The 18,868-nt window shown below is 61.2% G+C and carries 22 protein-coding genes; 12 read left to right on the plus strand and 10 right to left on the minus strand.

Features of this window, described 5'->3' with window-relative positions:
* The first annotated feature begins 107 nt into the window (after positions 1 to 107).
* From J3P82_RS18065 to J3P82_RS18115, 11 genes are all read left to right on the plus strand, one after another.
* Positions 108 to 491: a response regulator transcription factor gene (locus tag J3P82_RS18065; RefSeq protein ID WP_223472858.1), complete on the plus strand. Its 384-nt coding sequence runs from the start codon at positions 108 to 110 to the stop codon at positions 489 to 491.
* A gap of 62 nt (positions 492 to 553) precedes the next feature.
* Positions 554 to 787 carry a hypothetical protein gene (locus J3P82_RS18070; protein WP_434558049.1) on the plus strand — a complete coding sequence of 78 codons (234 nt, stop codon included), beginning with the start codon at positions 554 to 556 and terminating at the stop codon, positions 785 to 787.
* Between the two features lie 6 nt (positions 788 to 793).
* Positions 794 to 1,231 (plus strand): tellurite resistance TerB family protein, encoded by a 438-nt coding sequence (locus tag J3P82_RS18075; protein WP_434558050.1) that lies wholly within the window; start codon positions 794 to 796, stop codon positions 1,229 to 1,231.
* Positions 1,228 to 1,434 (plus strand): hypothetical protein, encoded by a 207-nt coding sequence (locus J3P82_RS18080; RefSeq protein ID WP_434558051.1) that lies wholly within the window; start codon positions 1,228 to 1,230, stop codon positions 1,432 to 1,434. The genes J3P82_RS18075 and J3P82_RS18080 overlap by 4 nt, the downstream gene beginning before the upstream one ends.
* A gap of 63 nt (positions 1,435 to 1,497) precedes the next feature.
* A complete protein-coding gene (locus J3P82_RS18085) occupies positions 1,498 to 1,923 on the plus strand; it encodes a CopG family ribbon-helix-helix protein (RefSeq protein WP_434558052.1) in 426 nt (141 codons plus the stop codon).
* A complete protein-coding gene (locus J3P82_RS18090) occupies positions 1,920 to 2,135 on the plus strand; it encodes a hypothetical protein (protein ID WP_434558053.1) in 216 nt (71 codons plus the stop codon). Before J3P82_RS18085 ends, J3P82_RS18090 begins: the two co-directional genes overlap by 4 nt.
* Before the next feature lie 171 nt (positions 2,136 to 2,306).
* A complete protein-coding gene (locus J3P82_RS18095; RefSeq protein WP_434558054.1) occupies positions 2,307 to 3,491 on the plus strand; it encodes a tyrosine-type recombinase/integrase in 1,185 nt (394 codons plus the stop codon).
* Between the two features lie 36 nt (positions 3,492 to 3,527).
* Positions 3,528 to 5,300 carry an N-acetylglutaminylglutamine amidotransferase gene (locus J3P82_RS18100; RefSeq protein WP_434558055.1) on the plus strand — a complete coding sequence of 591 codons (1,773 nt, stop codon included), beginning with the start codon at positions 3,528 to 3,530 and terminating at the stop codon, positions 5,298 to 5,300.
* A 4-nt stretch (positions 5,301 to 5,304) separates the two neighbouring features.
* A complete protein-coding gene (gene ngg / locus J3P82_RS18105; protein WP_434558056.1) occupies positions 5,305 to 7,050 on the plus strand; it encodes an N-acetylglutaminylglutamine synthetase in 1,746 nt (581 codons plus the stop codon).
* Positions 7,051 to 7,229: 179 nt separating this feature from the next.
* Positions 7,230 to 8,420 (plus strand): osmoprotectant NAGGN system M42 family peptidase, encoded by a 1,191-nt coding sequence (locus J3P82_RS18110; RefSeq protein ID WP_434558057.1) that lies wholly within the window; start codon positions 7,230 to 7,232, stop codon positions 8,418 to 8,420.
* A gap of 111 nt (positions 8,421 to 8,531) precedes the next feature.
* On the plus strand, positions 8,532 to 8,759 hold the full coding sequence (locus J3P82_RS18115; RefSeq protein WP_434563885.1) for a YheU family protein: 228 nt from the start codon (positions 8,532 to 8,534) through the stop codon (positions 8,757 to 8,759).
* Here J3P82_RS18115 and csrA read toward each other — a convergent pair.
* From csrA to J3P82_RS18130, 3 genes are all read right to left on the minus strand, one after another.
* Positions 8,748 to 8,948, minus strand: coding sequence for a carbon storage regulator CsrA (csrA, locus tag J3P82_RS18120; RefSeq protein ID WP_186610467.1), 201 nt, complete (start codon positions 8,946 to 8,948; stop codon positions 8,748 to 8,750). The genes J3P82_RS18115 and csrA overlap by 12 nt on opposite strands.
* A 151-nt stretch (positions 8,949 to 9,099) precedes the next feature.
* Complete coding sequence (locus tag J3P82_RS18125; RefSeq protein ID WP_434558058.1) at positions 9,100 to 9,432, minus strand: YnfA family protein; 333 nt, start codon at positions 9,430 to 9,432, stop codon at positions 9,100 to 9,102.
* 57 nt (positions 9,433 to 9,489) lie between these two features.
* Positions 9,490 to 10,305 (minus strand): SDR family oxidoreductase, encoded by an 816-nt coding sequence (locus J3P82_RS18130; RefSeq protein ID WP_186643022.1) that lies wholly within the window; start codon positions 10,303 to 10,305, stop codon positions 9,490 to 9,492.
* A 288-nt stretch (positions 10,306 to 10,593) separates the two neighbouring features.
* Here J3P82_RS18130 and J3P82_RS18135 point away from each other — a divergent pair, with 288 nt between their 5' ends.
* A complete protein-coding gene (locus J3P82_RS18135) occupies positions 10,594 to 10,746 on the plus strand; it encodes a DUF3309 family protein (RefSeq protein WP_003183939.1) in 153 nt (50 codons plus the stop codon).
* 58 nt (positions 10,747 to 10,804) lie between these two features.
* On the opposite strand, the gene J3P82_RS18140 is transcribed toward J3P82_RS18135, so the two are convergent.
* The 7 genes from J3P82_RS18140 to J3P82_RS18170 all read right to left on the minus strand — a co-directional run bounded on the left by J3P82_RS18140 (position 10,805) and on the right by J3P82_RS18170 (position 18,865).
* A complete protein-coding gene (locus tag J3P82_RS18140; protein ID WP_434558059.1) occupies positions 10,805 to 12,892 on the minus strand; it encodes an LTA synthase family protein in 2,088 nt (695 codons plus the stop codon).
* Positions 12,893 to 13,275: 383 nt separating this feature from the next.
* Positions 13,276 to 14,151 (minus strand): polyamine aminopropyltransferase, encoded by an 876-nt coding sequence (speE, locus tag J3P82_RS18145; protein ID WP_434558060.1) that lies wholly within the window; start codon positions 14,149 to 14,151, stop codon positions 13,276 to 13,278.
* 108 nt (positions 14,152 to 14,259) lie between these two features.
* Positions 14,260 to 14,667 carry a hypothetical protein gene (locus tag J3P82_RS18150; RefSeq protein WP_434558061.1) on the minus strand — a complete coding sequence of 136 codons (408 nt, stop codon included), beginning with the start codon at positions 14,665 to 14,667 and terminating at the stop codon, positions 14,260 to 14,262.
* A gap of 14 nt (positions 14,668 to 14,681) precedes the next feature.
* Positions 14,682 to 15,884, minus strand: coding sequence for a c-type cytochrome biogenesis protein CcmI (ccmI, locus tag J3P82_RS18155; RefSeq protein ID WP_434558062.1), 1,203 nt, complete (start codon positions 15,882 to 15,884; stop codon positions 14,682 to 14,684).
* Complete coding sequence (locus J3P82_RS18160) at positions 15,877 to 16,350, minus strand: cytochrome c-type biogenesis protein (protein ID WP_434558063.1); 474 nt, start codon at positions 16,348 to 16,350, stop codon at positions 15,877 to 15,879. The genes ccmI and J3P82_RS18160 overlap by 8 nt, the downstream gene beginning before the upstream one ends.
* Positions 16,347 to 16,883 (minus strand): DsbE family thiol:disulfide interchange protein, encoded by a 537-nt coding sequence (locus J3P82_RS18165; RefSeq protein WP_434558064.1) that lies wholly within the window; start codon positions 16,881 to 16,883, stop codon positions 16,347 to 16,349. The genes J3P82_RS18160 and J3P82_RS18165 overlap by 4 nt, the downstream gene beginning before the upstream one ends.
* Complete coding sequence (locus tag J3P82_RS18170) at positions 16,880 to 18,865, minus strand: heme lyase CcmF/NrfE family subunit (RefSeq protein ID WP_434558065.1); 1,986 nt, start codon at positions 18,863 to 18,865, stop codon at positions 16,880 to 16,882. Before J3P82_RS18170 ends, J3P82_RS18165 begins: the two co-directional genes overlap by 4 nt.
* Positions 18,866 to 18,868: the final 3 nt, after the last annotated feature.

Below are 18,868 nucleotides of genomic sequence, written 5' to 3' on the forward strand. Positions count from 1 at the left end.
AAAGGCGGTTTTTTTGTCGCACACCAAAAAATAATAAACAAAACGTGTTGACGACCAAATAAACTTATCGTTTACTTTGAGCCAAGCAGAACACGGAGCTTCTCAGCATGACCACAACAACCATTAGCTTTGCAGGTTTCATCGGCTTTCTCGGCCGAGGCGCCGCTCCACGTGAATTGCAATGCTTAATGGCAGTGGCTTCCGGCAAAACAAGCAAAGAAGCCGCCCGTGATCTTGGTGTGGCTCCGGACACGATCGACAAGCGGTTGCTGGCGCTGACCACAAAACTGGGCGTAACCCGCCGCGCGGCCCTTGTGGCCGAAGCATTTAAGCGCGGGTTGATATCGCCAGCGGCTGTACTAGCCATGATCCTGGCGGTGCATGCGTCAATGCCAGAAGACCCAGCCCTGCGCGTTCGTCGAGGCAATGGCGAGCGGCGTATCGAAACCCGCGTGGCGGTCCGCCGCATCGAGGTCGCCCTCACCGCTTAACAACCCCTGACTTTTGCGAAAGCCAACAACGCGGCCGGGATTCGCTCGGCCTGGAGAAAGTGATGAAACAGAAACGCCTATCGGCAATGCGCCTGTTTGAGGTGCTGATGTTCATGTTCGTCTACGTCGCGCTCACGGTCGCCTGGTTTGGCTTCGCGGCGCCGGAAATGATGGACAGCGTCTCAACTGGCGCCGTCCTCGTCGGGTTCGCAGGCTCCGTCCTGTGGCTCATCTGCACCACCTGCATCGTCCTGTACACCATCAATAAATGGCATTCAGCCAAAACCACGGAGTAACAACCTATGTTCGGTATCGGAAAAAAACTGTTCGGCGCCAAGCGCGCAGTAAAGAAGCTGGAAAATCGCGACCTGATGCAAGCCATCGTTGGTGGCTGCCTGCTGGTGGCCGCAGCTGACGGCGAGATCAGCAAGAACGAGGCGGCCCAGATCGATATCCAGATCCGCGCCAACAAGGCCCTGGAGCACTTCGGGTCAGAGATCACCAGCACTGTGAATCTGTTTACGGAGCAGCTGCAGGCCGGATTCCGCCTGGGCCGCATGAACATCCTGCGCGAGATCCGCGACATCAAGAACAACCCCGCCGACGCCGAGGAGGTCTTCGTCAACATGCTGACCGTGGCCGAGGGCGACGGAGATATCAGCCCCGAGGAAATGAAGGTATTGGCCGAGATCGGTGTTGAGCTGGGCCTACGGCTTAAAGACTTCGGTATCGACGCGTGAATACCTACCTGAAGCGCGTCCTGATCACCGTGGCCTTGATCGTCGCGGTTTATCTGGTCGGCGCCAGCGTCGTCAACCGCGGCCTGTGCTCCTACTACGGACTCCAGACCGATCGGCATGTCCGCTACGCAGCGTTCGTTGGCTGCTTGGTTGATACGCCGGCGGGCTGGGTTCCTCGAGGCGAGCTTCGGGTTGTTCAATAAGTCTTCACTGAAGCGCCCTGGTATAGAGGGCGCTTTGGGAAGCAGTCATTCCAAGGAGAAAAAATGAACATCCCGAATTACGACTCCCGCACCGCTGACAAATTTGTTGCGCGGTTGCCCGATGGACTGCGGGCCGACATCGAGGCCGCTGCGAGCGCCAGCGACCGCAGCATGAACAGTGTGTTTGTTCAGGCGGTCCGTCAGTATCTCGATGGACAGCGGCGCCAGCAGCTGCTGCTGGACGCGCTCGCAAGCGCATCCAACATCCCGGCAGTCGGCGACGCAATGCACATTGATGATCGCGTGAAGCTCATGGCTGACCCTCGCGACCTGTTCATCGCGGCAAACCCAATCGGCGCCAACAATGATGAGTTGTCCAAGGGACGTAGCGGGTTTGTCGACGAGCGCACTCATGCGGATTACCTGATTTTCCTAGCTGGTTACCGGGCAGCAATCAAGGAACCAGAAGGAACGGAGGTGCAGCCATGACAGCCGCATCGCCAAGTGGCAGCCGGATTGCTCTTAAAGATGAGTTCAGCCAGCTCGGCTCCCGCCTGGTCCGCTTCGGCCAGGCCATGCAGGAGCCGAGCACCACGGTAAGCGAACTGATGCGCCTAGCCCAAGCCTGTGGGATCGACCTCAAGCTGCGCATGGTGGCTGAGTCGCAAGAAGCGACGGAGAGAAGCCATGTCAGCAGCTGAAGAGCTTCTCCACGACACCGCTCACGACAAGGTCACTGAGAAGAGGATGGCTGAATTGGTGGGTTGCACGGCCAAGGCCCTGCAGCGCAAGCGGGAGAGGAACGTCATACCCGCCTGGGTATGGGCGAAGATTGATGGTCGGATCATGTACAGCAAGCGGAGATATGACGAATGGATAGAAAGCCTGTGGACCTGCCAGCAGGGGTGGAGCTTGTCGGGCGATCAATCCGAATTCGTTTCACCTGGAACAAGAAGCGCTGCTGTGAAACGCTCGCCCTCCCTCAAACCCCGAAAGGGATCGCTGCCGCAGCGGGCCTACGTGCTCAAGTAAAACAACTGGACAAGCTCGGCGCCCTCAGTGTTGAGAAATACGCCGAGCTATTCCCAGGGACACGGAGCCTGGAGGCCAAGGCTGCCCCAATTTTTTTCGACTATGCCCAGGACTGGCTCGACGGCCTTCAGATTGTGGAGAGCACTCGAAAAAACTACCGGTCCACCTTGCAAACGTATTGGGTGCCCTATCTCGCAACCAAACGCATCGACTCCATCACGCCGGTGCTGATGCGGAAGATCGTCAACGACATCCAATGGCCCTCCCCCGTCCGCCGGCGCGATGCCGTCCGCCTAGTCACCACGATCCTGACCCAGGCGGTGCGGGACGAATTGATCATCCGAAATCCAGCCAACTCGATAGCGCCGACCAGGGTTCCCAAGCGGAACCTGGATCCCTTCACCCGCGACGAAGCGGATCTGATCATTGCGAAACTCTACGAATTGACGAGCGGTTTGCAGCAAATTTATGCCTGTTTTTTTGAGTTCTCTTTCTACACCGGGATGCGACCGGGAGAGGCGATGGCATTGCGCTGGAGCGAGGTAGACACGCGCAAGCGAACAGCCAACGTCTGTCGGATTCGCATCTATGGAAAGATCCAGGAGCGGACCAAGACAAAGGTCATCCGGGAAGTTTTATTGAACGATCGAGCAATACGGGCACTCGAAAAAGCCAGACCTTTAACGGCGGCACGATCCGATTACGTGTTCGCGCCGGAAGGATCGGGCGACAAGGCAGAGCTGTTCGTCCGATCCGAAACAGGTCCCAAACGCTACTGGCTGAGCGCGCTGCGGAAGTTAGGAATTCGGCATCGCAGAATGTATGACACGCGCCATACGTACGCCACGATGTGTTTGATGTCCGGCATGAATCCAGCATTCATCGCCGCGCAACTCGGGCACAGCGTGCAAGTACTGCTTTCCACCTACGCCAAGTGGATCAGTTCCCCGAGCGACTGGGCAGAGCTGGACAAACTGGACCGAGTTGAAAGTGGTACGAAAACGGTACGAGAGAATCACCAGTAGCGACACACATGCCGAAATACAAAGGGTTCACACCACATGTGCGGATTAGCTGGAGAGTTACGTTTCGATCAACAACCTGCGGACCTTGCGGCCGTAGAGCGAATTACCCATCACCTGGCCCCTCGCGGTCCTGACGCGTGGGGGTTCCATAGCCAGGGACCGATTGCCCTCGGCCATCGTCGCTTGAAGATCATGGACCTCTCCGACGGCTCGGCGCAGCCGATGACCGACAATCAATCGGGCCTGGCACTGGCATTCAACGGTGCGATCTACAACTACCCGGAACTGCGCGCCGAACTCGAAGGCCTGGGCTACACCTTCCATTCCGGCGGCGACACCGAAGTGCTGCTCAAGGGTTATCACGCCTGGGGCGAAGCCCTGCTGCCCAAGCTCAACGGCATGTTCGCCTTCGCCATCTGGGAACGCGACGCCAAGCGGCTGTTCATCGCCCGCGACCGCCTCGGCGTGAAGCCGCTGTACCTGTCGCGTACCGGCCAGCGCCTGCGCTTTGCCTCGGCGTTGCCAGCGCTGCTCAAGCGCGGTGACATCAACCCGGTGCTCGACCCGGTGGCGCTCAATCATTATCTGAATTTCCACGCCGTCGTCCCTGCGCCGCGTACCCTGTTGGCGGGCATCGAGAAACTGCCGCCCGCGACCTGGATGCGCATCGAGGCGGATGGCACCACCGAGCAGAAAACCTGGTGGACGCTGCCCTACGGCCCACGGGCCGATGAGCAGAATCTGAAGCTGGAAGACTGGATCGACCGCGTGCTCGACAGCACCCGCGAAGCCGTCGCCATTCGCCAGCGCGCCGCCGTCGATGTCGGCGTGTTGCTCTCGGGCGGTGTGGATTCGAGCATGCTTGTAGGCTTGTTGCGCGAAGTGGGCGTCGAGGATCTGTCGACCTTCTCCATCGGCTTCCAGGACGCCGGCGGCGAGCGCGGTGACGAGTTCCAGTATTCGGATTTGATCGCCAAGCACTACGGCACCCGGCACCACCAGTTGCGCATCGATGAAAAAGAAATCATCGAACAACTGCCCGCGGCATTCCGCGCCATGAGCGAGCCGATGGTCAGCCACGACTGCATCGCCTTCTACCTGCTGTCGCGGGAAGTGGCCAAGCATTGCAAAGTGGTGCAAAGCGGCCAGGGCGCCGACGAACTGTTCGCCGGTTATCACTGGTATCCCCAAGTGGACGGCGCCAGCGACCCGTACGCCGCCTATCGCGCGGCCTTCTTCGACCGCAGCTACGAAGAGTATGCCGCTACCGTGCAGCCCAAATGGCTGACGGCCAACGACGCGGCCGGTGACTTCGTCAAGGAACATTTCGCCCAACCGGGCGCCGATGCCGCGGTCGACAAGGCCCTGCGCCTGGACAGCACCGTGATGCTGGTGGACGACCCGGTCAAACGCGTGGACAACATGACCATGGCCTGGGGCCTGGAAGCGCGCACGCCGTTCCTCGACTACCGGCTGGTGGAGCTTTCAGCCCGAGTGCCAGCTGAATTCAAGCTGCCCGATGGCGGCAAGCACGTGCTCAAGGAAGCAGCTCGCCGAGTGATTCCGAGCGAGGTCATCGACCGCAAGAAAGGCTATTTCCCGGTGCCGGGCCTCAAGCATCTGGAAGGCAACACGCTGGCCTGGGTTCGTGAGTTGCTGCTGGATCCGAGCCAGGATCGTGGCTTGTTCAACCCGACCATGCTCGACCGTTTGTTGACCGACCCCAATGGCCAGCTGACGCCCCTGCGCGGTTCGAGGCTGTGGCAATTGGCGGCGCTGAACCTGTGGCTCAGCGAGCAAGGAATCTGAAATCATGAAACCCCACCCGACCCTTCACAACCAACGACTGTTGCGCGGCCAGCCACCGTCCTATGAACGCCTGCAAGCACGCCTGGCCGAAGACGGCAGCGAGCTGGGCGCCGACCCGATCGCGGTGCACTGTGGCTGGGGCCGATTGCTGATCGGCCATACCTTCCCGGACCCGGCGAGCCTGGCCCAGGAACTGCTCAACGAACAACCCGGCGAACGCGACATTGCCTTGTACGTCGCCGCGCCCCAGCAAGTGCTTGGGCTAGAACCGGCGCATCTGTTCCTCGATCCGTCGGACACCCTGCGCCTGTGGTTCAGTGACTACCGACAAGCCACGCGGGTGTTTCGCGGTTTTCGGATTCGCCGAGCCCAAGGCGATTCCGACTGGCAAGCCATCAATCAGCTTTACCAGGCCCGCGGTATGCTGCCCATCGATCCCCAGCGATTGACCCCGCGCCATCAGGGCGGCCCGGTGTACTGGCTGGCCGAAGACGACGACAGCGGCGCGGTGATCGGCAGCGTCATGGGCCTCAATCACCAAAAGGCCTTCAACGACCCGGAAAACGGCAGCAGCCTCTGGTGCCTGGCGGTGGACCCGCAGTGCTCGCGCCCCGGCGTTGGCGAGGTGCTGGTGCGTCATCTTATCGAGCACTTCATGAGCCGTGGCTTGAGCTACCTCGACCTGTCAGTGCTGCACAACAATCGCTTGGCGAAGAACCTCTACGCCAAACTTGGCTTTCGCAACCTCTCGACCTTCGCCATCAAGCGCAAGAACGGCATCAATCAACCGCTGTTCCTGGGGCCTGGCCCGGAGGCGGAATTCAACCCGTATGCGCGAATCATTGTCGATGAGGCGCACCGTCGCGGCATCGAAGTGCAGGTGGATGATGCCGAGGCCGGGCTGTTCACCCTGGTACATGGCAGCCGGCGCATCCGCTGCCGGGAATCGCTGAGCGACCTGACCAGCGCCATCAGCATGACCTTGTGCCAGAACAAGAGCCTGACCCACAAAGTGTTGAAGAACGCTGGCCTGAATTTGCCGGCCCAACAACTGGCGGGCAATGCCGACGACAACCTGGCGTTTCTCGATGAGCACGCGCGCGTGGTGGTCAAGCCGCTGGACGGTGAACAAGGCCAGGGCGTGGCGGTGGATCTTCAGACGATCGAAGAAGTACAGGGCGCCATCGAAGCGGCGCGCAAATTCGACAGCCGCGTGCTCCTGGAAAGCTTCCATGAGGGGCTGGACCTGCGAATCGTGGTGATCGGCTTTGAAGTGGTGGCAGCGGCCATCCGGCGACCGGCGGAAGTGATCGGTGACGGCCAACACAGCATCGGCGCGCTGATCGAAGCCCAGAGCCGCCGACGCCAGGCTGCCACAGGAGGCGAAAGCAAGATTCCGATGGACGCCGAGACCGAACGCACGTTGCGTGCGGCCGGCTACGACTATGACAGCGTGTTGCCCGCAGGCGAGCATCTGTTCGTGCGTCGTACAGCGAACCTTCACACCGGCGGCGTGCTGGAAGACGTGACCGGCATTCTTCACCCGACCCTGAACGATGCCGCCGTACGTGCCGCGCGGGCGCTGGACATTCCCATGGTCGGTCTGGACCTGCTCGTGCCTGCGGCCGATCAGCCGGAGTACGTGTTCATCGAAGCCAACGAGCGCGCCGGCCTGGCCAACCACGAACCGCAACCTACCGCAGAACGCTTTGTGGATATGTTGTTTCCCCATAGCCAGGCGGCGGTCTGAAATATCTTTCCGTGGCGAGGGAGCTTGCTCCCGCCGGGGCGCGAAGCGGCCCTTCTCCGTAGTACTCCGGGTTCGTGCATCAAACTGGAACTCAGAGGGACCGTTTCGCGGTCCAGCGGGAGCAAGCTCCCTCGCCACAAGGTTTGCTATCCCCACTTAACGTTCCGTGAGGAGTTTCCATGATCAGTAAAATTCCCGAACCGGATCTCGCATACCTGCAGAAAGTCTTGCTGGAAATGCTCGCCATTCCCAGCCCGACCGGTTTCACCGACACCATTGTGCGGTATGTCGCCGAGCGACTCGAAGAGCTGGGCATTCCGTTCGAAATGACCCGGCGCGGGACGATTCGCGCCACCCTCAAGGGCCGCCAGAACAGCCCTGACCGAGCCGTCTCGGCGCACTTGGATACCATCGGCGCCTCGGTTCGAGCCATCAAGGACAACGGCCGCCTGACGCTGGCCCCGGTAGGTTGCTGGTCCAGTCGGTTTGCCGAAGGCAGCCGGGTCAGCCTGTTTACCGACACAGGCGTCATCCGCGGCAGTGTGTTGCCGTTGATGGCGTCCGGGCACGCGTTCAACACCGCGGTGGATGAAATGCCCATCAGTTGGGACCACATCGAACTGCGCCTGGACGCCTACTGCACCACCCGCGCCGATTGCGAAACACTGGGGGTCGGTATCGGCGATTACGTCGCCTTCGACCCGTTGCCCGAATTCACCGAAAGTGGCCACATCAGCGCCCGGCACCTGGATGACAAGGCTGGCGTTGCCGCGTTGCTGGCAGCGCTCAAGGCCATTGTCGACAGCGGCGAAGAGTTGCTGATCGACTGCCACCCACTCTTCACCATCACGGAGGAAACCGGCAGCGGCGCGGCGGCGGCATTGCCCTGGGACGTCAGTGAGTTCGTCGGGATCGACATCGCTCCGGTCGCACCTGGCCAGCATTCCAGCGAACATGCGGTGAGCGTGGCAATGCAGGATTCCGGAGGCCCCTACGACTATCATCTGTCGCGCCACCTGTTGAAGCTGGCCCGCGAGAACGAGTTGCCGGCGCGCCGCGACCTGTTCCGCTACTACTTCAGCGACGCCCACTCGGCCATCACCGCCGGCCACGACATCCGCACCGCCCTGCTCGCTTTCGGCTGCGACGCCACCCATGGCTATGAGCGCACCCACATCGACAGCCTGGCCGCACTGAGCCGCTTGCTTGGCGCGTATATCCTCAGCCCACCGGTGTTTGCCAGCGACGCGCAACCCGCCCAGGGGTCGCTGGACCGCTTCAGCCACCAGATCGAACACGATGCGCAGATGGAAAGCGATACCCGCGTGCCGTCAGTCGACAGCCTGATCGGGCAGCGTTCGGATCAGTGATCCGGATTCAAGCATTGGGGGATAACGCTGGAGCAGCCGTCGCGAAGCCCAGGCTAGCCGCGACGGCCTATCCACCGTAGCATCCGCCTCATTGTTTAGCGGAGCCCTATGATGCTGATCCCCTACCACCAACTTGAAGTCGACACGCTCACCCGCCTGATCGAGGATTTCGTCACCCGCGATGGGACTGACAATGGCGACGATACGCCTTTGGAGACGCGAGTTCTGCGGGTCAGGCAGGCCCTGACCAAAGGCCAGGCCATGATTGTCTTCGACCCCGAAAGCGAACAGTGCCAACTGATGCTCAAGCATGACGTGCCCAAGCACCTATTCGACTGAACAGGCCTTGCGTGCGGCCTGGGCCTTTTTTCTCTGGATCTTGTCGTAGATTTCCGAGCGATGGACGTCGACGTGCCGGGGCGCCTCCACGCCGAAACGCACGGTGCTGCCGCTGATCGACAGGACGCGGACGGAAATGTCGTCACCGATGGAAATCAACTCACCTACAGCGCGGCTTAGTACGAGCATGGCTCTTGTCCTTAAGAATGTCTGGACCTCGACCATGCCCGGGCTGTTTTCTGTGCACAAGGTGCCGGAGGGAATTCAGTAACCCCCTACAAACAAAACTCCGGCAGCTGAAGGAAACGTCCTGCAAAACCCGGTCAGGCACTGGGTCAATTCAAGGACCGGAGAACCGCGGCCCAAACAAAATCACACCCGCGCCCAACACGCAGAGCGCCACGCCAATCCAGTCGGAACCCAGCGGCCGTACTCGCTCTACAACCGCCAGCCAGCCAATGGAAGCGATGATATAAATTCCCCCGTAGGCGGCATAGGCACGACCGGCGTAGGTCGCTTCGATGCGGGTCAGCAAGAGGGCGAACAGCGTCAGGCTGAGCAGCGCCGGCCCGATCCACCAGGCGCTCTTGCCTTGGCGCAACCACATCCAGAAGGCGTAGCAGCCAGCGATTTCAAAGAGTGCGGCGAGAAAAAACCACAAATAGTTGAGCATGGAGCAGTCCATCAGGAAGGCACGAGCGCGCCATCCTGAGGACATTGGAACCTGGGGTCAACCCTGGTTCTGACGGGCCTTGGCGCGCATCTTGTCGGCCATGGCCGTCATTTCGTCATACAACAGCTTGGGATTCTTTTGTTTGGTGGCCCAGGCCATGCGCCCCTGCTCATGGGGCAGGATCATGAATTCGCCCTGGGCGACGTGCTGGTAGATGTAATCGGCGATGTCGGCGGCGCTGATCGGCGAGCTTTCCAGCAATTTGCCGACTTGGGCTTTCATGGCCGGGGTCGGGCCGCGGAACGAGTCCAGCAGGTTGGTCTGGAAGAACGACGGGCAGACCACATGCACCCCAATCTCCTGCTGCGCCAGCTCGATCAGCAGGCTCTCCGACAGCGCCACCACACCGGCCTTGGCCACGTTGTAGTTGCTCATGGCGGGGCCCTGCATCAGCGCAGCCATGGAAGCGATGTTGATGATCTTCCCACGGCTTTTTTCCAGCAGCGGCAGGAACGCCTTGCAGCCCTTGACCACGCCCATCAGGTTGATCGCGATTTGCCAATCCCAATCCTCCAGGGACAGTTCGCTGAAGAACCCGCCTGAAGCTACGCCGGCGTTGTTGACGATGATGTCGATGCCGCCGAGTTTTTCCTCGCAGGCCTGGGCAAACGCCGTGAGCTGGCTGTAGTCGCGCACATCGCAGCGCTGGACGAAGCCGTCGCCGCCTGCGGCGCGTACCAGCTTGAGGGTTTCCAGCAGGCCAGGCTCGCTGACATCGGACAAGGCCAGGCGCCAGCCTTCGCGGGCCCAGCGCAGCGCGATTTCGCGACCCAGGCCAGAGCCGGCACCAGTGATCATCATGCGATTTTGCATAGGGAAACAGCCTTGTTGTTCCGGGAGAGATGGGCCGAGTGTAGCGAAGGCGCCGGCCGGACCCACGCTCCATCAGATTGCTGAATGGCGGGGGCAAACCGCAGGCGGTTTTGAAGTCTTGGCCTGGAACCTGCGGACGCCAAAGTCATGCGTTATGGCAACAGCAAAAAACATTGAATTTTTTACTGGACGTTACGGTCGGACTTATTAAGCCGCCCGGATTTAATGCATGCGCGCTGGCAGTTGAAAGTTACATCACTCCAGAACTGACCAATAAGGAAATCAACAATGGGCACTATTCTAATCATCATCCTGATCCTCCTGCTGATCGGTGGCCTGCCGGTCTTCCCGCACTCCAGAAGTTGGGGTTATGGCCCGTCCGGTATCATCGGCGTCGTACTGGTGGTGCTGTTGGTCCTGCTGTTACTCGGCAAGATATAAATACCAAGCGCAAAAAAAAAGAGGCCCTTCGGGCCTCTTTTTTTATGGGTCGCCGATATCAGTCCGGCTTGCCGTCTATAACGCCTGCGGTGTTATCCATCAGGCTCTTGGTCGCGGTTTGCAGGAACGCTTCGAGCTTGAGTTTCAACTCGGCAGCCTCCGGTGCATCCGGGAGAATTTGCGCACGGGGGGTGGCGCCCAGTTCGTATCGGTACATCTTCGGCGGCATATCCTTTGGCAGCATCAGAACCGTATCGCCACGGATGATCGCGGTAGTCTGATCGCTACCCGACGGCTTGATCACGCCAAAACCGGTGTCGCCTTCCGACAAGTTCAACAAGTCACGGCCCCAGCACTGGTGACGCACTTGCCCACCGAGCCGGCCCATGATGGTCGGCACGATGTCGACCTGGGTACCCACGGTGTGGCTGCGCTGGCCGAATTTTTCCTGGACGCCCGGGCCGATCAACAGCATCGGCACGTTGAAACGACCCAGGTCCATTTCGCTGATCTGACGCTCGTTGCCGAAGCCATGGTCGCCGACCACGACAAACAGCGTTTCCTTGAAGTAAGGCTCCTTGCGCGCCTTCTCGAAGAACTGCCCCAGCGCCCAATCGGAGTAACGCATGGCGGTCAGGTGTTCGTTCAGGCTGCCACGGTCAGTGACCGGCTCGACTGGCAACGGTGTCGGCAGCGCGTACGGCGTGTGGTTGGACAGAGTTTGCAGCAAGGCATAGAAAGGCTTGCCGTTTTCCCGCGCCTTGAGCTCGATCAGGCCACGGTCGAACATGTCCTGGTCGGAAACGCCCCAGGTCGGGTCGGAGAATACCGGGTTCACATAGTCATTGCGCCCGATGAAGTGGGTCATGCCCTGGCTGCTGAAGAAGCCTGACTGGTTGTCCCAGGCAAAATCGCCGTTGTAGACATACACGTCGTCGTATTCACGCGCGCTGAGCAACTGTGGCAGGCCCGACAGCTTATGGCTGCCTTCCGGCGTCTGCATCAGGTATTCGAAGCCCGGCAGGTTCGGGAAACACGCCATGGTGGCGAACATGCCCTGGTGGGTGTGGGTGCCGTTGGAGAAGAAACGGTCGAACAGCAGGCCTTCCTTGGACAGTTTGTCCAGGTAAGGCGTGATGTTGCCCGGCGCGCCCAAGGCGCCCACCGAGTGACCGGCCATGCTTTCCATGAGGATCACCACGACGTTCTTGATCGGCAGCGTCTTGTCGGCCGGCGGCGTGTAGTCGCGGCGCACGGCGGCCGTCTCGGTATCCACCAGTTTGTCGTCGGGCATCACCAGCATGTCACGGACGGTCTGTTGCGCCAGCGGTTGCTCGAGGGTGGCTTTCCAGATGTTGTCGCGGTGTTCGGACATGCGGCTCTTGGCCGCCGCCACCAACGACAACGTGCCGTTGAGGCCCAATTGGTTGGCGAAGTTCGAATCAGTGGTGTAGACGTCGCCCCAACGCAGCGGCGGGCCTTGGCGCAGGGTGCCACGCGCAGCAGCCACCGCCACCACCAGGCAGATCATGAACACCGCGACACGTCCGTACCACGGGGCGATCTGGCGTGTGCCGATGCTGCCGCCGCTGAAAGGCCCGCGCGGCCGGGTGGCGCGATCGGCGCCCTTGAACGCCAGGCTCATGAGCAGGGTGCCGCCGACCCAGGCCAGCAGGTAACGCACCACCGGAAAACCGTACCAAAGCATGCTCGCCACGGTTTTCGGGTCTTCCTTCACATACTGGAAGACCAAGCCGTTGAGGCGCTGGTGGAATTCACGGTAGAAGTCCATTTCCATCAGGCCCAAGAACAGCGCAATACTGGAAGTGACGGTCAGCCAGAAACGAAAGAATCCACGTGCCGCCATCGCTCGCGCGCTGAACAATGCCAGCAGCAGCGGAATGCAGAGATAGACGACCAGGCGCAAGTCAAAACGCAGGCCGTTGGCAAATGCTTCAACGAAGGTGGAGGCTGGGGTGTCGAGGATCATTTCGCGGTTATAGACCAGCAGCGCAACGCGCAACAGGCTCAGCATGACCATCATCACCAAGGCACAGAGCAACGTATAGGCCAGGTGCGATTTGACGGTCGGTTGCAGCAGGCGATGCGTGGTGCGCTGCTGACTCAGGGCGTCCGGGATTGCCATGTCGTTTAGGGACCTATTGGAATTGGAGGAACAAAAAAGAACAACGGCGCGCCCTCTGTTGGCCAATAACAGGCCCGGGGCTTTCGCGAAGGCGCAAATCTTGCACCAACGGCCATGGCTTTGCCATTAAATAACCGCGGCAATAAAAGCGCGTGGGATTGTCCGCAAGGTTTCGTGAAAATTTCGTTCAATGAATATCTGGAAACACAAAAGCGCCCGAGCGCTCTTGTGGCGAGGGAGCTTGCTCCCGCTGGACTGCGAAGCGGCCCCCAACACACGCAGAGGCAACTGGGTGTGTCAGGTAGATCCAGGAGGGCCGCTTCGCGCCCCAGCGGGAGCAAGCTCCCTCGCCACAGAAGCATCTCGTCTCAATTGCCGGGGCCTCAGTCGTTGCTCGGCTTGTTGATTGCCTGCAACACATATTGCGGCATGGCAAAGGCGCCGATATGGATCTCGGGGTTGTAGTAACGGGTGACGATGCCGCTGCCGATGAAACGCTCGCGCAGGGTTTCACACGACAACTTGCGATAGGCAGGATCAGTCGCGCCCCAAGCAAAGGTCATGGCGCCGCCAATGTAGGTCGGCACGGCTGCCTGGTAGAAATGCCAGTCGGCGAACAAACCGCGCAGGCGCCCGGCAGTGGTCTGCACTTCACCCAGTTGCATGAATGGCGTGCCGTTCTGGGTTACCAGGATGCCGCCTTCGTTCAGGCAACGATGGCAAGCCTGGTAGAAGTTCTCCGAGAACAACACTTCACCCGGGCCGATCGGGTCGGTGGAATCGGAAATGATGACGTCGAATTTTTCCTGGGTGGTGGCGACAAAACGCATGCCGTCGTCGATCACCAGATTCAGGCGCGGGTCATCGTAGGCCCCCTTGGAGTGGTTGGGCAGGAATTCCTTGCACATGTCCACCACCGTGCCATCGATCTCGACCATGGTGATGTGCTCGATGCCGATGTGCTTGGTCACTTCGCGCAGCATGCCGCCGTCGCCACCACCGATGATCAGCACGCGCTTGACCGCGCCATGGGCCAGGATAGGCACGTGGGTCAGCATTTCGTGGTAGATGAATTCATCGGCTTCGGTGGTCTGGATCACGCCGTCCAGGGCCATGACCCGGCCCATGCGCGGATTTTCAAAGATCACCAGGTGCTGGTGCTCGGTGCGCACCTCATGCAGCAGCTTGTCCATCCGAAAACGCTGGCCGTAGCCTTCGTAGAGGGTTTCCAGGTAATCGCCGGTCGGGGTGGTCGTCATGGTCAGGTGCTCCGATAAATACGCGGTTGGCCAATGAGGCTCGCAAAGGCGCGCATTCTACGACGCTGGGGATGACAGGTCGAACCTTGGCGCACCAAAGTCCGATCGTTAGTTGAATTTGCGTCCGAGCCCCGCCGGCACGCCCTCGATGGTGGTCTCTTCCCACGGTCCGTTCGGGCTGACGGAGCGGCTCCAGCCGTTGTTCCAGCGGTAATAGGTGCGCTGGCGGTAGAAGGTATTGGTCTGGTTATCGAGGACATAAACCCCAAGCTTGGCATCCCAGTGACTGTTGCCACCCGGTGGCGGAGCGAAGCTGGCGGAGGTGCGCGGCACGGGTTTGGCCGGTTTGTTCGGGGTTACTGGTTTGCCGGGCGCGGTCGACGGCACCGGCTTGGTGGTCGGTGTCGAAGGCGGAATGGGCGGCAACGGCGTCGGAGGCTCCGGTGGGCGCTGGACCGCACAAGCACTCAGGCCCAGGACGAGCGTGAGCAGGGTCATACGAGCGATGGCGGTCATGGTGCGATTTCCTGTCATTGGTCCGGACTGTCGATGGTCAATTGTTGCAGCGCGGTGGTACTGCTCGCCAAGGGCTGGCTGCGACCGATCCACTCGCCGGCGGTCGGTTGACCGGCCCGGGAGATGCGCGCCACCAGTTGGACTTCGGGGAAGTTGGACAGTTTCAGTTGCGGCATCATCGCATCGGCGTCGCCCAGCTCGACGCTGGCCGGCAGGTCGGCGACGGTTAGGCGCTTGGCCGCCAGCGGCGCCGGCGGACCGGAAACGGCGCGGGCGAAGATGAACACGCTGTCGCCCGGTTGCACCTTGGCCTTGAGCGCCGGATCCAGGTCGACGCGCACCTTGAGCAGCGCGGCAGCCTTGGTCGCCGGCGCCTGAGCGACCTTGCCGCCACTGGCCTGGAGCTTCTCGCTGGCGCGGGTAATGCCGCCCTGCAATGCTTCACGGGACTTGTCACCTTCAGGCAGTTGCGCCAGCAGGCGCCCCCAATAATCGATCGCTTCCTGATAGCGCTCGCCTTCGAACGCGGCAATCCCCAACAGGCCGAGGCTGGTGACTTCCTTTGGATCGAGCTTCAGCGCCTCGTCGGTCAGGGCCTGGACCTTGTCCGACCATTTCTTGCCGTCGGCGAAATACTGCGCCTGGGCCCACTGTCCCAGCAGCTCGGGTTGGCGACCGGCCACCGCCACGGTGCGCTCGAAGATCTTCGCCGCGTCCGCCGGCCGGTCCTGCGCCATGTAGGTCCGACCGAGGAAATACAGGCCCTCGGCGGAGTCCGGTTGTGCCGCCACTGCGCGCTCCAGGCGCAAGGTCATTTCTTCCATCGACTGCGGCGCCTGGGCGAATTCACGGGTCAGCTCGACCTTGTCGCTGGCGCCAAAATGCAGGTACAGCGCCAGGCCCAATATCGGCACCAGCACAGCAGCGAGCAGTGGCAACGGCTTGCCCAAGCGGGATTCACGCGGTGCATCGGCGCCTTCGGTGTCGGCGAGCAGTTCCCGCGCGGCCTCGGCGCGGCCTGTGTCCAGTTGCGCGGCATTGAGCACGCCCTCCTCCCGCTCGGCCTGCAGCTCGGCGACGCGCTCTTGGTACAGCGCCACGTTCAGCGCGGTGCGGTCTTCTTCCAACTGGGCGCGGCGACCGCGCAGCACAGGAATCAACAGGAAACTCAGGGCAACCAGGAGGAGCAGACCTGCAGCGAGCCAGAAATCAATCATGCTTGGTTTTTTCCAACAGTTGGTCGAGGCGCTGGCGCTCTTCGACAGAAAGCGTGTCCGGGGCAGCGCTGCGCTGGACCCGGCGGCGACGCACGATCACCGCAATGACGACGAAACCACCCAGCAGCAGCCCGGCTGGGCCGAACCAGAGTAGCGCGGTCTTGGAGGATAGGGCCGGGTTGTAGCGCACGAACTCACCGTAGCGATCAACCATGAAATCGATGATCTGCTGGTTGTCCTTGCCCTCGCCGAGCATGCGGAATATCTCCCTGCGCAGGTCGGTGGCAATTGGAGCATTGGAGTCGGCGATGTCCTGGTTCTGGCATTTGGGGCAGCGCAGTTCCTTGGTCAGTTCGCGAAACCGCTCGCGCTCACCCTCGTTAGCGAATTCATAGGTGTCGATGGCGGCGTGAGCCACGCCGGCCAGGCTCAAGCCAAGAACGACGGCGGCTAACCAGCGCTTCATGGCTTGGCCTCATCCACCAGGGCCTGATACTTGGCCGCCAGTTTCTCACGCCAGACCTGTTCGTCGATCACGCCGACAAACTTGTCGCGAATGATGCCCTTGGCGTCGATGAAGAAGGTTTCCGGCGCGCCATAGACGCCCAGGTTCAGGCCGAGGGTGCCTTCTTCGTCGCGGATGTCCAATTGATAAGGGTTGTGGAACTCGGCCAGCCACTTGAGGGCATCGGCGTTGACGTCCTTGTAGTTGACGCCGTAGATCACCACGCCGTTCTGGGCCAGCTTGTTCAGCACCGGGTGCTCGACCCGGCAGGAAATGCACCAGGTGCCCCAGACATTGACCAGCGCCGGCTTGCCCAGCAGGTCGGCGCGGGTCAGGGTCTTGTCACCTTGCACGGAGGGCAAGGAAAACGCCGGGATCGGCTTGCCGATCATCGCCGAGGGCAACTCGCTCGGATTCAGGTACAGCCCACGGTACAAAAACACCGCCATCAACAGGAACAGCGCCAGCGGCAACACCATCAACCAACGTTTCATGCAGTGGCTCCATTCACACCCAGGGCTTCACGCACCCGGGCTTTCACCTTGACTCGATAACGCCGGTCCAGCGCCGCCAGCACCCCACCCAGGCCGGTGAGCAAGCCACCGAACCATATCCAACGCACGAACGGCTTGACATGGACCCGCACCGCCCAGGCGCCATCACCCAGGGACTCGCCCAGTGCCACGTAAAGGTCGCGGGTGAAACCGGCATCGATCCCGGCCTCGGTCATGACCGAGTTCTGCACGGTGTAGAGGCGTTTTTCCGGGTGCAGGACGGTGATTTCCTGGCCGTTGCGAATGACCCGCACGGTGGCTTTGTCGGAGGTGAAGTTCGGCCCTTCGAAATGCTTGGCGCCCTCGAAGACGAACTGATAACCGCCCAGGTCCATGGACTCGCCCGGCGCCAGGCGCAGGTCGCGCTCGGCGCTGTTCTGGCTGGACAACACCACGCCCAGGGCACAGACGGCGATGCCCAAGTGAGCGATCTGCATGCCCCAGTAACTGCGGGTCAGCGTCGGCAGCCCCTTGATCAGGCCTTTGTGGCGGGTCTTGTCGAAGATGTCCCGCACACCGGCCAGCAACACCCAGGCCGCCAGCGCAAATGTCGCCAGCACCGCCCAGTTGAAGTCGCCATAGGCAACGCCCGCCACCACGGCCAGGGCAGCCGTGCCCAGCAGCACCGGTGTCAACATGCCTACCAGCCATTTCACCGGCGTGTCTTTCCAACGCACCAGCATGCCGACCGCCATCACCACCATCAGGATCGCCATCAGCGGAATGAACAACGCGTTGAAGTACGGCGGGCCGACCGACAGCTTGGCCCCGGACAATGCATCGAGCACCAGCGGGTACAACGTCCCCAGCAGGATCATCGACGCCGCCACCACCAACACCAGGTTGTTGCCCAGCAGCAAGGTTTCCCGCGACCAGAGGTTAAAGCCAACCTGACTCTTCACCACCGGGGCACGCAGGGCGAACAGGGTCAGCGAACCACCGACCACGAACAGCAGGAATATCAGGATGAACACACCGCGCTCAGGATCCGAGGCAAAGGCATGCACCGACGTCAGCACGCCGGAACGCACCAGGAACGTGCCCAACAGGCTCAAGGAGAAGGCCGCGATGGCCAGCAGCACGGTCCAGCTCTTGAATACGCCGCGCTTTTCCGTGACGGCCAAGGAGTGGATCAACGCCGTACCCACCAGCCATGGCATGAACGAGGCGTTTTCCACCGGGTCCCAGAACCACCAGCCGCCCCAGCCGAGCTCGTAATAGGCCCACCACGAACCGAGGGTGATACCGATGCCGAGGAAGGCCCAGGCAACGATGGTCCACGGGCGCGACCAGCGAGCCCAGGCCGCATCGAGACGACCACCGAGCAACGCGGCGATGGCGAAGGCGAAGGCCACGGAAAAGCCGACGTAGCCCATGTAGAGCATCGGCGGATGGACGATCAGGCCGATGTCCTGGAGCAGCGGGTTGAGGTCGCGGCCGTCCATCGGCACTTGCGGCAGGATGCGCTCGAACGGGTTTGACGTGAGGATCAGGAACAGCAGGAAACCGATGCTGATCATGCCCATGATCGCCAGCACGCGGGCGAGCATCACTTGCGGCAATTGCCGGGAGAACACCGAGACCGCGAAGGTCCAGCCGGCGAGAATCAAAGCCCAGAGCAACAGCGACCCTTCATGGGCGCCCCACACCGCACTGAACTTGTAGTACCAGGGCAAGGCAGTGTTGGAGTTGCTGGCGACATAGGCCACGGAAAAATCATCGGCCATGAACGCGTAGGTCAGGCAACCGAAGGAAAACAGCATGAAGGCGAACTGCCCCCATGCCGCCGGCTGGGCCAGGCTCATCCACAAACGGTCGCCACGCCAGGCACCGAGCAACGGCACCACCGCCTGCACCACCGAAAAACACAAGGCCAGAATCATTGCCAGATGGCCCAACTCAGGAACGTAGAGACTCGTCATCGA

Origin of the sequence: Pseudomonas sp. Z4-20 (assembly GCF_051131955.1) — a bacterium.
GTDB classification, from domain to species: Bacteria; Pseudomonadota; Gammaproteobacteria; order Pseudomonadales; family Pseudomonadaceae; genus Aquipseudomonas; species Aquipseudomonas marvdashtae.

Excerpts from the sequence above, each read along its gene's own strand:
- J3P82_RS18065 (WP_223472858.1), top strand. The coding sequence starts at position 108 with ATGACCACAACAACCATTAGCTTTGCAGGTTTCATCGGCTTTCTCGGC.
- J3P82_RS18070 (WP_434558049.1), top strand. The coding sequence starts at position 554 with ATGAAACAGAAACGCCTATCGGCAATGCGCCTGTTTGAGGTGCTGATG.
- J3P82_RS18075 (WP_434558050.1), top strand. The coding sequence starts at position 794 with ATGTTCGGTATCGGAAAAAAACTGTTCGGCGCCAAGCGCGCAGTAAAG.
- J3P82_RS18085 (WP_434558052.1), top strand. The coding sequence starts at position 1,498 with ATGAACATCCCGAATTACGACTCCCGCACCGCTGACAAATTTGTTGCG.
- J3P82_RS18090 (WP_434558053.1), top strand. The coding sequence starts at position 1,920 with ATGACAGCCGCATCGCCAAGTGGCAGCCGGATTGCTCTTAAAGATGAG.
- J3P82_RS18095 (WP_434558054.1), top strand. The coding sequence starts at position 2,307 with ATGGATAGAAAGCCTGTGGACCTGCCAGCAGGGGTGGAGCTTGTCGGG.
- J3P82_RS18100 (WP_434558055.1), top strand. The coding sequence starts at position 3,528 with ATGTGCGGATTAGCTGGAGAGTTACGTTTCGATCAACAACCTGCGGAC.
- ngg (WP_434558056.1), top strand. The coding sequence starts at position 5,305 with ATGAAACCCCACCCGACCCTTCACAACCAACGACTGTTGCGCGGCCAG.
- J3P82_RS18110 (WP_434558057.1), top strand. The coding sequence starts at position 7,230 with ATGATCAGTAAAATTCCCGAACCGGATCTCGCATACCTGCAGAAAGTC.
- J3P82_RS18115 (WP_434563885.1), top strand. The coding sequence starts at position 8,532 with ATGCTGATCCCCTACCACCAACTTGAAGTCGACACGCTCACCCGCCTG.
- csrA (WP_186610467.1), bottom strand. The coding sequence starts at position 8,948 with ATGCTCGTACTAAGCCGCGCTGTAGGTGAGTTGATTTCCATCGGTGAC.
- J3P82_RS18125 (WP_434558058.1), bottom strand. The coding sequence starts at position 9,432 with ATGCTCAACTATTTGTGGTTTTTTCTCGCCGCACTCTTTGAAATCGCT.
- J3P82_RS18130 (WP_186643022.1), bottom strand. The coding sequence starts at position 10,305 with ATGCAAAATCGCATGATGATCACTGGTGCCGGCTCTGGCCTGGGTCGC.
- J3P82_RS18135 (WP_003183939.1), top strand. The coding sequence starts at position 10,594 with ATGGGCACTATTCTAATCATCATCCTGATCCTCCTGCTGATCGGTGGC.
- J3P82_RS18140 (WP_434558059.1), bottom strand. The coding sequence starts at position 12,892 with ATGGCAATCCCGGACGCCCTGAGTCAGCAGCGCACCACGCATCGCCTG.
- speE (WP_434558060.1), bottom strand. The coding sequence starts at position 14,151 with ATGACGACCACCCCGACCGGCGATTACCTGGAAACCCTCTACGAAGGC.
- J3P82_RS18150 (WP_434558061.1), bottom strand. The coding sequence starts at position 14,667 with ATGACCGCCATCGCTCGTATGACCCTGCTCACGCTCGTCCTGGGCCTG.
- ccmI (WP_434558062.1), bottom strand. The coding sequence starts at position 15,884 with ATGATTGATTTCTGGCTCGCTGCAGGTCTGCTCCTCCTGGTTGCCCTG.
- J3P82_RS18160 (WP_434558063.1), bottom strand. The coding sequence starts at position 16,350 with ATGAAGCGCTGGTTAGCCGCCGTCGTTCTTGGCTTGAGCCTGGCCGGC.
- J3P82_RS18165 (WP_434558064.1), bottom strand. The coding sequence starts at position 16,883 with ATGAAACGTTGGTTGATGGTGTTGCCGCTGGCGCTGTTCCTGTTGATG.
- J3P82_RS18170 (WP_434558065.1), bottom strand. The coding sequence starts at position 18,865 with ATGACGAGTCTCTACGTTCCTGAGTTGGGCCATCTGGCAATGATTCTG.